The following is a 16,204-nucleotide window of genomic DNA, read 5'->3' as shown; positions in this document are numbered from 1 at the left end:
TAGAAATGTTCCGTAAACTGTTAGACGAAGGTCGTGCAGGCGAGAACATCGGTGCGTTGTTACGTGGTACTAAGCGTGAAGACGTAGAACGTGGTCAGGTATTAGCGAAGCCAGGTTCAATCAAGCCACACACTAAGTTCGAAGGCGAAGTGTACGTATTATCTAAAGAAGAAGGTGGTCGTCATACTCCATTCTTCAAAGGTTACCGTCCACAGTTCTACTTCCGTACCACAGACGTAACTGGTTCAGTAGAACTGCCAGAAGGCGTAGAGATGGTAATGCCAGGCGACAACCTGAAGTTTGTTGTTGAACTGATCAACCCAATCGCGATGGACGAAGGTTTACGCTTCGCAATCCGTGAAGGTGGCCGCACAGTAGGTGCTGGTGTAGTATCTAAAGTACTGGCGTAATTACCAGAACTTGAAAAGGGCTCCAAAGGGGCCCTTTTTTATATAGCCTTCTTACTTGAAGCTGCAGCTTTGTTGGCTGCGTGGTTTCGCACCAGTCACATAGGAAACTATGCTCCTGGCGTCTCAATCACTTGCCGCCTCCCTGCAACTCCAATTACTTTGGCTATATAGGTAGTATTTAATGATGATGCTTTGTTAGCTTTAGCCGGAAAATTAACAACAACAGGCTTGAGTTCTGCACAGCTAACTCTGATTAAATAGTTTCAAGTCGGATCCTTATCTTGTTTTAGTCGTCTAAGACAGTATAATGAGCGGCTATTTTTGCGGGACTGCTTTAGCGGTTGATGCAATTTTCTGTAGGGGCGTAGTTCCAATTGGTAGAACAGCGGTCTCCAAAACCGATGGTTGGGGGTTCGAATCCCTCCGCCCCTGCCACTTATATTAGGCGCTAAGGTGTTTTGCACGTTAGTCGAAGTAGTAGCTTGTACCAACAAGCCATGGGAAAGTGAGTTAAAGCATGAATGCAACGAGTGAAACCCCAAAAGGCGGCTTAGATTTAGTGAAATGGCTGGGCGTCTTAGTTCTGCTGACCCTGATGGTCGCAGCAAACTATATATATGAGTTTTCTGCAGTTGAAAAAGCTGCAAGCATAGTGGTTTTAGTCGGTTTGGCGGCTTTTATTGCAGCCAAAACCAGCAAGGGCTCTGCATTTATTGAGTTTGCGAAAGAAGCCAGAACTGAAGTTCGCAAAGTTGTATGGCCAACCCGTCAGGAAACAATGCAAACCACTATTATTGTAATGGTTGCAACCTTGATTGTTGCATTATTACTTTGGGGCTTAGATTCAATTTTATTAAGCCTTGTATCATTTATCACAGGTCTGGGGATCTAAGTTATGTCAGGAAAAATGCGTTGGTATGTAGTTCAGGCTTTTTCGGGTTTTGAACAGCGCGTAGCGACTTCATTGCGTGAGCATATCAAGATCCAACAAATGGAAGACAAGTTTGGCGAAGTGCTGGTTCCAACTGAAGAAGTTGTTGAAATGCGCGCTGGTCAGAAACGTAAGTCTGAACGCAAATTTTTCCCTGGCTACGTTTTAGTGCAGATGGAAATGTGTGAAGAAGCATGGCACTTAGTGAAAAGCGTGCCACGTGTATTAGGTTTTATCGGTGGTACTTCAGACCGTCCGGCACCTATCAGCCAGAAAGAAGCTGACACTATTCTGAACCGTCTGCAGGACAACGCTGATAAGCCGAAGCCTAAGACTCTGTTTGAAGCAGGTGAAGTGGTACGTGTGACTGAAGGTCCATTTGCTGACTTTAACGGCGTAGTAGAAGAAGTAGATTACGAGAAAAGCCGCGTGAAGGTGTCCGTGTTGATTTTCGGTCGTTCTACTCCTGTTGAACTGGAATTTGGCCAGGTCGAAAAAGCCTAAGCAGAAATAGTTTGTAACGGGCCGCTGATTAAAATATAATCGCGGCCTTTTTTAACGTCAGGGGAGCCGTTTGAGTAAGTGTCCTCGCACTTACGAGGCGCATACCCTAAATTGAGGTGAAACATGGCAAAGAAAGTCACGGCACTTGTAAAATTACAAGTTAAAGCTGGTATGGCAAACCCGTCGCCACCAGTTGGTCCAGCATTGGGTCAACACGGTGTGAACATCATGGAATTCTGTAAAGGCTTCAACGCCCGTACAGAGTCACTGGAAAAAGGCATGCCTATTCCAGTAGTGATCACTGTATACAGCGACCGCTCATTTACATTTGAAACCCGCACCCCACCTGCTTCTTTCTTATTATTGAAAGCAGCTGGTTTAAAAGGTGGTTCAGGCCGTCCTAATACCCAGAAAGTGGGTAAAGTAACTGTTGCTCAGCTGGAAGAGATCGTTAAGATCAAACGTGCTGATTTAACAGCGGGTACTGACGAAGCAGCACTGAGCACTATTGCTGGTACTGCCCGTTCAATGGGCTTAGTGGTGGAGGGTTAATCAATGGCTAAATTATCAAAGCGTGCTAAATTAATCCGTTCAAAAGTAGATTCTACTCGTGAATACGCGATCAATGACGCAGTTGCGTTATTAAAAGAATTAACAGCTGGCAAGTTCGTTGAATCAGTTGATGTTGCCATCAACCTGGGTATCGACGCACGTAAGTCAGATCAAAACGTTCGTGGCGCTACTGTGTTACCACACGGTACCGGCCGCACTGTACGTGTTGCTGTGTTCACTCAGGGTGCTAACGCTGAAGCTGCTAAAGCTGCAGGCGCTGACATCGTGGGTATGGAAGACTTAGCTGAATTAGTTAAGAAAGGCGAGATGAACTTTGATGTTGTTATCGCTTCTCCAGACGCAATGCGTGTTGTTGGTATGTTAGGTCAGATCTTAGGCCCACGTGGTTTAATGCCTAACCCTAAAACTGGCACAGTGACTCCAAACGTTGCTGAAGCAGTGAAAAACGCTAAAGCTGGTCAGGTTCGTTACCGTAACGACAAGAATGGTATCATCCATTCTACAGTTGGTAAGGTTAACTTCGACACTGACAAACTGAAAGAGAACATCGAGTCTCTGTTAGTTGCATTAAAGCGTGCTAAGCCATCTGTAGCAAAAGGCGTTTTCATCAAGAAAGTGACCATTTCTACTACTCACGGCGCAGGTATCGTTTTAGACCAGGCTTCTTTAGACGCCAAAATCTAATTCAGTCCTCTGAAATAGCTGCTTTACAGGAGCGCGTGGTTATTTTATAATCTCGCGCTCAAAAATTCGGGTAGAAGCCGGGCTTTGTTTACAAAGTTTTCGGCTTCCGTCCAAGACCGTAGGTGCCGCAAATTTTTTTAAAAGGCGTGGCTTAAAAGCACAACCTACGCAGACGGTGTTAGCCCCAGAAAGATTCCTATCAATCTGGCTCTCACCGTAAATCGCGCGTTAAACAGTATTTTTTACTGCTTAACGTTGTGTAGGCAACCAGACAATACCGTCTGGAAGAACCAGGAGTTAAGAGCCAATGGCTATTAAGCTTGATGACAAAAAAGCGATCGTTGCTGAAGTTCAGGAAGCTGCCATAGGTGCTTTATCTGCGGTAGTTGCAGACGCTCGCGGTGTTACTGTAGGCAAAATCACTGATCTGCGTAAGCAGGCCCGTGAAGCTGGCGTATGGATGAAAGTTGTCCGTAATACGCTGGTACGCCGTGCAGTAGCTGGCACCGAGTTCGAGTGTTTAAGCAACGCGTTCGTTGGCCCAACACTGATTGCATTCTCTAAAGAGCACCCAGGTGCTGCAGCGCGTATCTTCAAAGATTTCGCGAAAGACAATGCTAAGTTTGAGCTGAAAGGCGCAGCCTTCAATGGCGCCACAGTAAGCATTGACGTTTTAGCATCGTTGCCAACATACAACGAAGCTATTGCACGTTTAATGAGCACTATGAAAGAAGCAGCAGCCGGCAAATTGGTACGTACCATCGCCGCAGTTCGCGACCAAAAACAAGCCTAAACAACGTAATTTTACGTTTTGTTTGGAATTAAAGTTTAATACGGGATACGTCCCCTTAATTTAGGAATCTGAGCAATGTCAGTTACTAAAGATCAAATCTTAGATGCTATCGCTGCAATGTCTGTAATGGAAGTTGTAGAATTAGTTAGCGCTATGGAAGAAAAATTCGGCGTTTCTGCTGCTGCTGCTGTTGCAGTTGCTGCTGGTCCAGCTGCTGCTGTTGAAGAACAAACAGAATTCAACGTAATTCTGGCAGCTGTTGGCGCTAACAAAGTATCAGTAATCAAAGCTGTTCGCGGCGCTACTGGTTTAGGCCTGAAAGAAGCTAAAGATTTAGTTGAAGCTGCTCCAGCTGCAATTAAAGAAGCAGTTTCTAAAGCCGAAGCTGAAGCTCTGAAGAAAGAGTTAGAAGAAGCTGGTGCTACTGTTGAAGTTAAATAATCTAGATTTTTCTAGATTATACGCCTGATTTCAGGCTAGGCTGGTGGTGAAATAACCACCGGCCTTTTTGCGCTGTGGGACATTGATTTTCCCCACCCTAATGTTGCCATGTCGGCGACATTCAAGCCGCCCCTAGAGGGTAGGTAGGGTAAAAAATCAGCTAGCTGAGGAACCCCATGACTTACTCTTATTCTGAAAAGAAACGTATCCGTAAGGACTTCGGCAAACGTCCACAAGTGCTGGATGTGCCATATCTGTTGTCGATTCAAATTGAATCGTTCAGCAAATTTATCGAACCTGATCCAGAAGGTGGATACGGCTTAGAAGCTGCATTCCGTTCTGTATTCCCAATTAAAAGCTACTCAGGTAGTGCCGAGCTGCAATATGTCAGCTACCGCATTGGCGAGCCGGTTTTTGACGTCAAAGAGTGCCAAATTCGTGGTGTGACTTACTCAGCTCCGCTGCGTGTCAAACTGCGCATGGTGTTATTTGATAAAGAAGTACCAGGTACAATCAAAGATATCCGTGAACAAGAAGTCTATATGGGCGAAATCCCGTTGATGACTGAAAACGGTACTTTTGTAATCAATGGTACTGAACGTGTTATCGTTTCTCAGCTGCACCGTAGCCCGGGCGTATTCTTTGACCACGACCGTGGCAAGACTCACTCCTCAGGCAAGGTTTTATACAATGCTCGCGTGATCCCTTACCGTGGTTCATGGTTAGACTTTGAGTTCGATGCCAAAGATAACCTGTTCGTGCGTATCGATCGTCGCCGCAAATTGCCAGCCACTATTTTATTACGTGCGCTGAGCTTAAGTACTGAAGAAATTTTAAGTACTTTCTTCGAAAGCACCCGTTTTGAAATTAAAGACGGCAAACTGTTGATGGAAGTGGTGGCAAACCGCTTACGTGGTGAAACAGCTGCTTTTGATATCAAAGACAACGATGGCGAAGTGATCGTAGAAGCTGGTCGTCGTATTACTGCCCGTCATGTGCGTCAGTTAGAAAAAACTGGCATGACACTGATGGAAGTTCCACATGAATATGTCGTAGGCCGCGTTTTATCAAAAAATTACGCTGACCGTTCAACCGGAGAGATTATTGCCGAGGCGAACGCAGAGCTCACACTGGAGCTGTTAGCAAAACTAGCAAAAGCGGGCTACGAAAGTTTCGAAACTCTTTACATTAACGATTTGGACCAAGGTTCATATATTTCTGAAACCATCCGGATCGATCCAAGCAGCAACCGCATGGAAGCATTGGTAGAAATCTACCGTATGATGCGTCCAGGCGAGCCACCAACGCGTGAAGCTGCTGAAACTTTATTTGAAAACCTGTTCTTCTCTGAAGACCGTTATGACTTATCTACTGTAGGTCGTATGAAGTTTAACCGTCGTGTTAACTTCGAAGAAGGTAAAGGCGTAGGCGTTTTATCCAAAGACGATATCCTGGCTGTTATGAAGGTCTTAATCGACATTCGTAACGGTAAAGGCGAAGTGGACGATATCGACCACTTAGGTAACAGACGTATCCGTTCTGTGGGTGAAATGGCTGAAAACCAATTCCGTGTTGGTTTAGTTCGTGTGGAACGTGCAGTAAAAGAGCGCCTGTCATTAGGTGATCTGGACGCTGTGATGCCACAGGATCTGATCAACGCTAAGCCTATTTCTGCTGCGGTGAAAGAGTTCTTTGGTTCAAGCCAGCTGTCTCAGTTTATGGACCAGAACAACCCACTATCAGAAGTAACGCACAAACGTCGTATTTCTGCGTTAGGCCCGGGCGGTTTGACCCGTGAGCGCGCAGGCTTCGAAGTACGTGACGTTCACCCAACACACTACGGTCGTGTTTGTCCAATCGAGACGCCAGAAGGTCCAAACATCGGTTTGATCAACTCGCTGTCTATGTTTGCTCAAACCAACGAATACGGTTTCCTCGAAACACCTTACCGTCGCATTGAAGATGGTATTGTGACTGACGAAGTCGATTTCTTATCTGCGATTGAAGAAGGTAACTTTGTTATCGCTCAGGCGAACGCCGAGTTAAGCGCAGAAAACCGTTTGGTTGAAGATTTAGTACCGTGCCGTTACAAAAACGAATTCACCTTAATGCCGGCCGATAAGGTTCAGTATATGGACGTTGCACCACAGCAGATCGTATCTGTTGCTGCTGCTCTGATCCCGTTCCTGGAACACGATGACGCTAACCGTGCATTAATGGGTTCAAACATGCAACGTCAGGCCGTTCCTACATTACGTGCTGATAAGCCGTTAGTAGGTACTGGTGTAGAACGTGTTGTAGCCAAAGACTCTGGTGTAACTGTTGTTGCGAAACGTGGTGGTACTGTTGACTATGTCGACGCCAGCCGTATCGTAATTAAAGTACACGAAGAAGAAATGGTGGCCGGTGAAGCCGGTATCGACATCTACAACCTGACTAAATACACCCGTTCTAACCAGAACACCTGTATCAACCAGCGTCCATGTGTAAACCATGGTGAGCCGATTGAACGTGGTGACGTACTGGCCGATGGTCCGTCTACGGACTTAGGTGAACTGGCTTTAGGTCAAAACTTACGCGTGGCATTCATGCCGTGGAACGGTTACAACTTCGAAGATTCGATCTTGTTATCCGAGCGTTTAGTACAGGAAGATCGCTTAACTACTATTCACATTCAGGAACTGAGCTGTATCGCTCGTGATACCAAGTTAGGGCCTGAAGAAATCACTGCCGATATTCCAAACGTAGGTGAGTCTGCTTTATCTAAGCTGGACGAAGCCGGTATCGTTTACATTGGTGCTGAAGTGAAAGGCGGCGACATTCTGGTAGGTAAGGTGACACCTAAAGGTGAAAGCCAGCTGACTCCGGAAGAAAAACTGTTACGCGCTATCTTCGGTGAAAAAGCTTCTGACGTAAAAGACAGCTCATTACGTGTGCCTAACTCTGTAACTGGTACAGTTATCGACGTTCAGGTCTTCACCCGTGATGGCGTTGAAAAAGACAAACGTGCCCGTGAAATCGAAGAAATGGAAGTCAAACAGGCGAAGAAAGACCTGAATGAAGAATTCCGTATCCTTGAAGAAGGTATCTTCTCACGTGCCCGCAATCTGGTTGAAAGCACAGGCGTTGACCGCACTAAGCTGAACGGCTTACGTGGTGATGCGTTGTTAGGCTACAGCCTGGCTGATGAAGATAAGCAAAACGATCTGGAACAATTAGCGGCTCAGTACGAAGAAATCCGTATTGAATACGATAAGAAATTCGAAGCCAAACGTCGCAAGATTGTTCAGGGTGACGATTTAGCTCCAGGCGTTCTGAAGATTGTTAAAGTGTACTTAGCTGTGAAACGTCGTATCCAGCCTGGTGACAAGATGGCCGGTCGTCACGGTAACAAGGGTGTGGTTTCTACCATTGTTCCAGTTGAAGACATGCCATATGACGAAAAAGGTCAGCCGGTTGATATCGTACTGAACCCGCTGGGTGTACCGTCTCGTATGAACATCGGTCAGATCCTTGAAACTCACTTAGGCTTAGCGGCCCGTGGTATAGGTGACAAGATTGACGGCATGATCAAAGACCAGAAAGAAGTTGCGGAAATCCGTGCCTTCCTGAAAAAGGTCTACGAGCTGGGCGAGTCACGTCAAAACGTTGATATCGCCAGCTTCACAGATGACGAAGTGCGTCGTTTAGCAGAAAACCTGCGTAAAGGTTTACCTGTAGCTACTCCAGTGTTTGATGGCGCCAAAGAAAGCGAAATCAAAGAGCTGTTAACTTTAGGTGACTTACCGACCAGCGGTCAGATCACATTGTACGATGGTCGTACCGGCAATACCTTCGAACGTAAGGTTACTGTTGGCTACATGTACATGCTGAAACTGAACCACTTGGTTGACGACAAGATGCACGCCCGTTCTACTGGTTCGTACAGTCTGGTTACTCAACAACCATTGGGCGGTAAAGCTCAGTTTGGTGGTCAGCGTTTCGGTGAGATGGAAGTGTGGGCTCTGGAAGCATACGGCGCAGCATACACGCTGCAAGAGATGTTAACAGTCAAGTCTGATGACGTGAATGGCCGTACCAAGATGTATAAAAACATCGTGGATGGCGACCACCGCATGGAACCAGGCATGCCAGAATCTTTCAACGTATTGATGAAAGAGATCCGTTCACTCGGTATCAACATCGAATTGGAAGAGGAATAACCCCGGTTAGGAAAACTAATCGAATTGTCCGGGGCGGTACGCCGCCCCTTGCTGGTTAACCTCTTACAGGAGAGCAAAGGTGAAAGACTTATTAAAGTTTCTGAAACAACAAACTAAAACTGAAGAGTTCGATGTGATCCGTATCGGCCTTTCTTCACCAGACATGATCCGTTCATGGTCTTTTGGTGAAGTGAAAAAGCCTGAGACGATCAACTACCGTACCTTCAAGCCAGAGCGCGATGGTTTGTTTTGTGCACGGATTTTTGGCCCGGTAAAAGACTATGAGTGTCTGTGTGGTAAATACAAACGCTTAAAGCACCGTGGTGTGATCTGTGAAAAATGTGGTGTTGAAGTCACTCTGACTAAAGTACGTCGTGAGCGTATGGGTCACATTGAACTGGCCAGCCCAACAGCCCACATTTGGTTCCTGAAATCACTGCCAAGCCGTATTGGTTTGCTGTTAGATATGACATTACGTGATATCGAACGTGTACTGTATTTTGAATCTTATGTTGTGACCGAACCAGGCATGACTTCTTTAGAGCGTCGTCAGATGCTGACTGAAGAAGAATATCTGGACGTGCTGGAAGAGCACGGCGATGAGTTTGAAGCCAAAATGGGTGCAGAAGCAATTCTGGACATTTTACGTGGCATTGAACTTGCGACGGAAATCAAACAAATGCGTGAAGAGTTGCCAACTATCAACTCAGAGACAAAGCGCAAGAAAATCAGCAAACGTCTGAAACTGATGGAAGCATTCCACACTTCTGGTAACAAGCCAGAGTGGATGATCATGACAGTACTGCCAGTACTGCCACCAGATCTGCGTCCTTTAGTTCCATTAGACGGTGGCCGTTTTGCCACTTCTGATCTGAACGATTTATACCGCCGTGTGATCAACCGTAACAACCGTCTGAAGCGTCTTTTAGACCTGTCAGCTCCTGATATCATCGTACGTAACGAAAAGCGTATGTTGCAGGAAGCTGTGGATGCGTTGTTAGACAACGGTCGTCGCGGTCGCGCTATCACGGGTTCGAACAAGCGTCCTCTGAAATCTTTGGCCGATATGATCAAAGGTAAACAAGGTCGTTTCCGTCAGAACTTGTTAGGTAAGCGTGTTGACTACTCAGGCCGTTCTGTAATCACAGTAGGTCCTACTTTACGTCTGCATCAGTGCGGTTTACCAAAGAAAATGGCTTTAGAGTTATTCAAGCCTTTCATCTACGGTAAGTTAGAAGCCCGCGGTTTAGCCACTACTATTAAAGCGGCTAAAAAGATGGTTGAACGTGAAGAAGGCGCTGTATGGGACGTTCTGGACGATGTGATCCGTGAACACCCGGTACTGTTAAACCGTGCTCCTACACTTCACCGTTTAGGTATTCAGGCATTCGAACCTGTACTGATCGAAGGTAAGGCTATCCAGTTACACCCATTGGTGTGTGCTGCATACAACGCCGACTTCGACGGTGACCAGATGGCCGTTCACGTGCCTCTGACCATTGAAGCTCAGTTAGAAGCCCGTGCGCTGATGATGTCGACGAACAACGTTCTGTCGCCAGCCAACGGTGAACCCATCATAGTTCCTTCACAGGACGTTGTATTGGGTCTGTATTACATGACGCGTGACGCGGTAAACGCTAAAGGCGAAGGCATGATCTTCAAACATGCCAAGGAAGCTGAAAAAGCATTCCGTGCCGGTGTTGCCAGCTTACACGCCCGTGTCAAAGTACGTATCACTGAAGTGACTATTGCCGAAGACGGCACCCGTTCTTCAGATACTCGTGTACGCGACACTACAGTAGGCCGTGCCATTCTGTACTCCATCATGCCGGAAGGCTTAGCCTTTGATTCAATCAACCAGGCTATGGGTAAGAAACAGATTTCACGTTTACTGAACGGCTCTTACCGTCGTATTGGTCTGAAAAATACCGTTATTTTAGCGGATCAGATCATGTACACAGGTTTCCATTACGCCATGTTGTCTGGTGTCTCTGTTGGTATTGACGATATGGTCATCCCGGCAGCCAAGGTTGATATCATTTCTGCTGCAGAAGCTGAAGTCGCAGAGATCCAGGACCAGTTCCAACAAGGTTTAGTAACGGCCGGTGAAAAGTACAACAAAGTTATCGACATTTGGTCAACTGCCAACGAAGCCTTATCTAAGGCGATGATGGACAACTTATCGAAAGAGTCAGTTGTAGATCGCGATGGCAACACAGTCACTCAACCGTCATTTAACTCTGTTTATATGATGGCCGACTCTGGCGCACGGGGCTCACCAGCTCAGATCCGTCAGTTAGCCGGTATGCGTGGTCTGATGGCGAAACCAGATGGTTCAATCATCGAAACGCCAATTACAGCGAACTTCCGTGAAGGTCTGAGCGTACTTCAGTACTTCATCTCTACTCACGGTGCTCGTAAAGGTTTGGCGGATACAGCGTTAAAAACAGCAAACTCTGGTTACCTGACTCGTCGTCTGGTTGACGTTGCACAGGATTTAGTGGTTACTGAATCTGACTGTGGCTCAACAGAAGGCATCATGATGAAGCCGCTGATTGAAGGTGGTGACGTTGTAGAAGGTCTGCGTGAGCGCGTATTAGGTCGTGTTGTGATCGGCGACGTGGTAGTTCCTGCAACTGGCGAAGTGCTGGTTGAAGACGGCACCATGTTAGACGAGAAGCTGTGTGATGCGATTGAGAAGAACTCGATTGACGAAGTCTATGTTCGTTCTGTAATTACCTGTCAGACCAACTTTGGTGTTTGTGCCAAGTGTTATGGTCGTGATTTGGCCCGTGGCCATATCATCAACGCTGGTGAAGCTGTAGGCGTTATCGCTGCTCAGTCCATCGGTGAGCCAGGTACACAGTTAACGATGCGTACATTCCACATCGGTGGTGCTGCATCGCGGTCATCAGCTGAGAACAGCGTACAGGTGAAGAACTCAGGTATCCTGAAGTTACACAATGCGAAGTTCGTACGTAACAGTGACAACAAAATTGTTATCACTTCACGTTCAGCCGAAGTCACAGTGTTCGACGACATGGGTCGTGAGAAAGAGCGTTACAAGCTGCCATACGGTTCTATTTTAGCCACAGACGACAATGCAAAAATCGTTTCTGGCCAGATCGTCGCAAGCTGGGATCCGCACTCTCACCCAATTATCGTAGAACGTGGTGCCAAGGTATCGCACAGCGATATCGATGATACCAACACTGAAGTTCAGCAGGACGACCTGACTGGTTTAACCCGTACTGTGGTAAAAGACCTGTCCAAGGCCAATGCGAAAGAACCTAAGTTAATTTTAGAAATGGACGACGGTGCATTACAGGAAATCCGCTTACCGAGCTTCACCACTATCGAAGTGACTGATGGTTCGAATGTAAAAGCCGGTGCTGTATTAGCTCGTATTCCACAAGAAAGCTCGAAAACACGCGACATCACGGGTGGTCTGCCACGCGTAGCCGACTTGTTCGAAGCCCGTAAGCCAAAAGATCCTGCCATACTGGCGGAAATCTCTGGTGTCATCAGCTTCGGTAAAGAAACCAAAGGCAAACGTCGTCTGGTTATTACACCAGAGCAAGGTGATTCTCATGAAGAGATGATCCCGAAATGGCGTCAGGTGAACGTGTTTGAAGGTGAACGTATCGAGAAAGGTGAAGTGATCTCCGAAGGTCCAGAGTCACCACACGATATCCTGCGCTTACGTGGTATCCACCATGTAGCCAGTTACATCGTGAACGAAGTACAGGATGTATACCGTCTGCAAGGCGTTAAAATTAACGACAAGCACATCGAAACTATTATTCGCCAAATGCTGCGTAAATGTTTAATCATTCACCCGGGCAGCAGCGAGTTCTTAGAAGGTGAAATGGCGGAAGTGTCACGCGTTAATATTGCAAACGCTGAACTGGAAGCAGCAGGTAAAATCCCTGCGAAGTACGAGCGGTCGTTGTTAGGTATTACCAAAGCATCACTGTCAACGGACTCTTTCATTTCTGCTGCGTCGTTCCAGGAAACAACGCGCGTATTAACAGAAGCTGCAGTCGGCGGAAAATTCGACGAGCTGCGTGGCCTGAAAGAAAACGTAATTGTCGGCCGTTTGATCCCGGCAGGTACTGGTTTTGCGTATCACCAAAACCGTATCCGTCAGCGTCAACGTGTCGCCAATGGCGAAGTCGCTGAACCGGCGATGAGTGCAGAAAGTGCTGAACAAGCTCTGACTGATGCTCTGAATATGGACTTGTCTGGCAACGACGAATAAGCCGAAGCCGCAGATTGGGATGGTCGCCAGCAAATGACCATCCCTTTTTGTTCCTTGACAGGTCAAAGGTTGACCAGTAGAATTCCGCAGCCCCAAATTTGGGTGCGGAATTTTCACGTTTATAGGTAGTTATTAACCAGGAGTATTTAATGGCAACAATCAACCAGCTAGTGCGTAAGCCGCGCAGCCAGGTGGTCTCTAAGAGCACCGTGCCGGCGCTCGAGGCTTGCCCACAGAAGCGTGGTGTTTGTACCCGCGTATACACCACCACACCTAAGAAGCCTAACTCTGCATTACGTAAAGTATGCCGTGTTCGTTTAACTAACGGATTCGAAGTTACTTCTTACATCGGCGGTGAAGGCCACAACTTACAGGAACACAGTGTTGTTCTGATCCGTGGCGGCCGGGTAAAAGACCTTCCAGGTGTGCGTTATCACACCGTACGCGGCACTTTAGACTGTGCAGGCGTTAAAGATCGTAAGCAAGGCCGTTCTAAATACGGCGCCAAGCGGCCTAAGAACAAATAACTTAACTCCGTTAAGTAAGGCCAAACTAAGTAACTTTTTTCATTAAAAGTTTTGGAATCCCCTGAAGCAATCGGAGTTTCGAATGCCAAGAAGACGCGTCATAGGTCAACGTAAAATCCTTCCAGATCCTAAGTTCGGAAGTGAATTACTTGCCAAGTTCGTAAACGTCGTAATGATCGACGGTAAAAAATCTACAGCTGAATCAATTGTATACGGCGCATTAGACATCGCTGCGACAAAATCTAAAAAACCAGAGCTGGATCTGTTCGAAGTTGCATTAGACAACATTCGTCCTACTGTTGAAGTTAAATCACGCCGTGTGGGTGGTTCTACTTACCAGGTTCCATGTGAAGTTCGTCAGGTTCGTCGTAACGCTTTAGCTATGCGTTGGTTGGTTGAAGCTGCCCGTAAACGTGGTGAGAAATCAATGGCCCAGCGTTTAGCTGGTGAAATGCTGGATGCCGTTGAGAATAAAGGTTCTGCTGTTAAGAAACGTGAAGACGTTCACCGTATGGCTGAAGCGAACAAAGCTTTCGCGCATTTCCGCTGGTAAGACAGACCTTTTTAAGAGGATTCGATTGTGGCACGTACAACTCCTATTGAGCTTTACCGGAACATTGGTATTTGTGCTCACGTTGACGCGGGTAAAACCACGACAACTGAACGAGTTTTGTTCTATACCGGCTTGTCTCACAAGATCGGTGAAGTTCATGACGGCGCCGCCACGATGGATTGGATGGAACAGGAGCAGGAACGTGGTATCACTATCACTTCCGCTGCTACTACGACCTTTTGGCGTGGTATGCAGGGCCAGTTCCCTCAACATCGTGTAAACATCATCGATACACCGGGGCACGTTGACTTCACTATTGAAGTAGAACGTTCCCTGCGTGTTCTGGATGGTGCTGTTGTCGTATTGTGTGGTTCTTCAGGCGTTCAGCCTCAGACCGAAACAGTATGGCGTCAGGCAAATAAATACGAAGTTCCACGTTTGATCTTTGTTAACAAGATGGACCGCACTGGCGCTAACTTCCTGCGTGTTGTAAAGCAAGCCCGTGACCGTCTGAATCACACCATAGTGCCTATTCAGTTACCTATTGGTTCTGAAGAGAACTTCCGTGGCGTGGTTGACTTGTTAAAAATGAAAGCAATCAACTGGAACGAAGCTGACCAGGGTATGACCTTCACGTACGAAGAGATCCCCGCGGATATGCTGGCTGAGTGTGAAGAGTGGCGTGCAAACATGGTTGAAGCAGCAGCTGAAGCCAATGAAGAGCTGATGGAACGTTATTTGGAAGGCGGTGAGCTGACTGAAGACGAAATCCGTTCGGCCTTGCGTCAACGTACTCTTTCTAACGAAGTTGTTCTTGTGCTTTGTGGTTCTGCATTCAAAAACAAAGGCGTTCAGGCTATGCTTGATGCTGTGATTGAATACTTACCATCACCGACTGAAGTCAAAGCGATCAAGGGTATTAACGAAGATGAATCAGAAGGCTTACGCCACGCTGATGACGATGCGCCATTTGCGGCTCTTGCGTTTAAAATCGCAACTGACCCATTTGTTGGCACATTGACCTTTTTCCGTTGCTACTCTGGCGTGATTAACTCTGGTGACAGCGTTTATAACCCGGTAAAACACAAGAAAGAGCGTATTGGCCGTATCGTTCAGATGCATGCCAATGACCGTCAGGAAATCAAAGAAGTTCGTGCTGGTGATATTGCTGCCGGTATAGGTTTTAAAGATGTGACTACAGGTGACACTTTATGTGACCCTGACCACATCATTACGCTGGAACGTATGGAATTCCCGGAGCCGGTAATTTCTGTTGCAGTGGAACCAAAAACCAAAGCTGACCAGGAACGCATGGGTGTCGCTCTGAGCAAACTTGCTGCAGAAGATCCATCTTTCCGTGTTCACACCGACGAAGAAACCAGCCAGACTATTATTTCTGGTATGGGTGAGCTGCACTTGGAAATCATCGTGGATCGTATGAAACGCGAATTCAAAGTGGAAGCTAACGTTGGTAAACCTCAGGTCGCTTATCGCGAAACTATTCGCGCCAGCACTGAAGTTGAAGGTAAATTTGTTCGTCAATCTGGTGGTCGCGGTCAATTTGGTCATTGCTGGCTGAAAATCGAACCTCAGGAAGAAGGCAAAGGCTATGAGTTCGTTAACGCTGTCGTTGGTGGTGTGATTCCAAAAGAATACATTCCTGCTATCGACAAAGGCATTATCGAACAGATGAAAAACGGTATCCTTGCTGGTTACCCGGTCATTGACGTGAAAGTTACCGTATTCGATGGTTCATACCACGATGTGGACTCAAACGAAATGGCGTTCAAAGTTGCCGCCTCTATGGGCTTCAGAAAAGGCGCACTGCAAGCTAAGCCAGTGATCCTTGAACCCGTCATGAAAGTTGAAGTGGTAACACCGGAAGACTTCATGGGTGACATCGTAGGTGACTTAAACCGTCGTCGCGGTATCATCAACGGTATGGAAGATGCTCCTGGTGGTATCAAGATCGTTGACGCTCAGGTTCCTTTGTCCGAAATGTTTGGTTATGCAACCAGCATGCGTTCATTGACCCAGGGCCGTGCTTCTTATTCAATGGAACCATTGAAGTATATGGAAGCACCAAACAACGTGACTGAAGCAATTATTGCAGCTCGTAGTAGTACTGGTAGTAACGATTAATCACTTAATTTGGTCCACTTTAAGTTGGATCTATTTAACAGAAGGTAATTAAAATGGCTAAGGCTAAATTCGAACGTAATAAACCGCACGTTAACGTAGGCACCATCGGTCACGTTGACCACGGTAAAACTACTTTAACTGCTGCTATCACTAACGTACTTGCTAAGCACTACGGTGGTCAGG

The 16,204-nt window shown here is 46.8% G+C and carries 12 protein-coding genes, 1 tRNA gene and 1 pseudogene; all 14 read left to right on the top strand.

All coding sequences use genetic code 11. The annotated features are described in order from the left end of the window. Positions 1 to 410: pseudogene (gene tuf / locus RHEIN_RS14890) on the top strand (elongation factor Tu); the annotation flags it as partial. 358 nt (positions 411 to 768) lie between these two features. Further along, a tRNA-Trp gene (locus RHEIN_RS14885) sits at positions 769 to 845 on the top strand. An 82-nt stretch (positions 846 to 927) separates the two neighbouring features. Next, complete coding sequence (secE, locus tag RHEIN_RS14880) at positions 928 to 1,302, top strand: preprotein translocase subunit SecE (protein ID WP_008899797.1); 375 nt, start codon at positions 928 to 930, stop codon at positions 1,300 to 1,302. A 15-nt stretch (positions 1,303 to 1,317) separates the two neighbouring features. After that, positions 1,318 to 1,845 (top strand): transcription termination/antitermination protein NusG, encoded by a 528-nt coding sequence (gene nusG / locus RHEIN_RS14875; protein WP_086003576.1) that lies wholly within the window; start codon positions 1,318 to 1,320, stop codon positions 1,843 to 1,845. A gap of 123 nt (positions 1,846 to 1,968) precedes the next feature. Further along, entirely contained in the window at positions 1,969 to 2,397 is a 429-nt protein-coding gene (gene rplK, locus RHEIN_RS14870; RefSeq protein WP_008899795.1) for a 50S ribosomal protein L11, read from the top strand. 3 nt (positions 2,398 to 2,400) lie between these two features. Beyond that, positions 2,401 to 3,102 (top strand): 50S ribosomal protein L1, encoded by a 702-nt coding sequence (gene rplA / locus RHEIN_RS14865; RefSeq protein ID WP_008899794.1) that lies wholly within the window; start codon positions 2,401 to 2,403, stop codon positions 3,100 to 3,102. 307 nt (positions 3,103 to 3,409) lie between these two features. After that, complete coding sequence (gene rplJ / locus RHEIN_RS14860; RefSeq protein ID WP_008899793.1) at positions 3,410 to 3,895, top strand: 50S ribosomal protein L10; 486 nt, start codon at positions 3,410 to 3,412, stop codon at positions 3,893 to 3,895. Positions 3,896 to 3,970: 75 nt separating this feature from the next. Further along, positions 3,971 to 4,336 (top strand): 50S ribosomal protein L7/L12, encoded by a 366-nt coding sequence (gene rplL, locus RHEIN_RS14855; protein ID WP_008899792.1) that lies wholly within the window; start codon positions 3,971 to 3,973, stop codon positions 4,334 to 4,336. A 176-nt stretch (positions 4,337 to 4,512) separates the two neighbouring features. Beyond that, on the top strand, positions 4,513 to 8,538 hold the full coding sequence (gene rpoB / locus RHEIN_RS14850; RefSeq protein WP_008899791.1) for a DNA-directed RNA polymerase subunit beta: 4,026 nt from the start codon (positions 4,513 to 4,515) through the stop codon (positions 8,536 to 8,538). A gap of 79 nt (positions 8,539 to 8,617) precedes the next feature. Further along, the gene (gene rpoC, locus RHEIN_RS14845; protein WP_008899790.1) at positions 8,618 to 12,799 is read left to right on the top strand and encodes a DNA-directed RNA polymerase subunit beta'; all 4,182 of its coding nucleotides are present in this window, start codon (positions 8,618 to 8,620) and stop codon (positions 12,797 to 12,799) included. Positions 12,800 to 12,948: 149 nt separating this feature from the next. Then, positions 12,949 to 13,326 carry a 30S ribosomal protein S12 gene (gene rpsL / locus RHEIN_RS14840; RefSeq protein WP_008899789.1) on the top strand — a complete coding sequence of 126 codons (378 nt, stop codon included), beginning with the start codon at positions 12,949 to 12,951 and terminating at the stop codon, positions 13,324 to 13,326. An 82-nt stretch (positions 13,327 to 13,408) separates the two neighbouring features. Next, positions 13,409 to 13,879, top strand: a complete 471-nt coding sequence (gene rpsG, locus RHEIN_RS14835; protein ID WP_008899788.1) for a 30S ribosomal protein S7 — start codon at positions 13,409 to 13,411, stop codon at positions 13,877 to 13,879. A gap of 27 nt (positions 13,880 to 13,906) precedes the next feature. Then, positions 13,907 to 16,021 carry an elongation factor G gene (gene fusA / locus RHEIN_RS14830; RefSeq protein ID WP_008899787.1) on the top strand — a complete coding sequence of 705 codons (2,115 nt, stop codon included), beginning with the start codon at positions 13,907 to 13,909 and terminating at the stop codon, positions 16,019 to 16,021. A 53-nt stretch (positions 16,022 to 16,074) separates the two neighbouring features. Next, the coding region (locus RHEIN_RS20745; RefSeq protein ID WP_008899710.1) for a GTP-binding protein at positions 16,075 to 16,204 on the top strand (130 nt) is incomplete at its 3' end.

The sequence above is a fragment of the Rheinheimera sp. A13L genome (assembly GCF_000217935.1).
Classification (GTDB): Bacteria; Pseudomonadota; Gammaproteobacteria; order Enterobacterales; family Alteromonadaceae; genus Pararheinheimera.
This window is presented reverse-complemented; position numbering and strand designations above follow the sequence as displayed.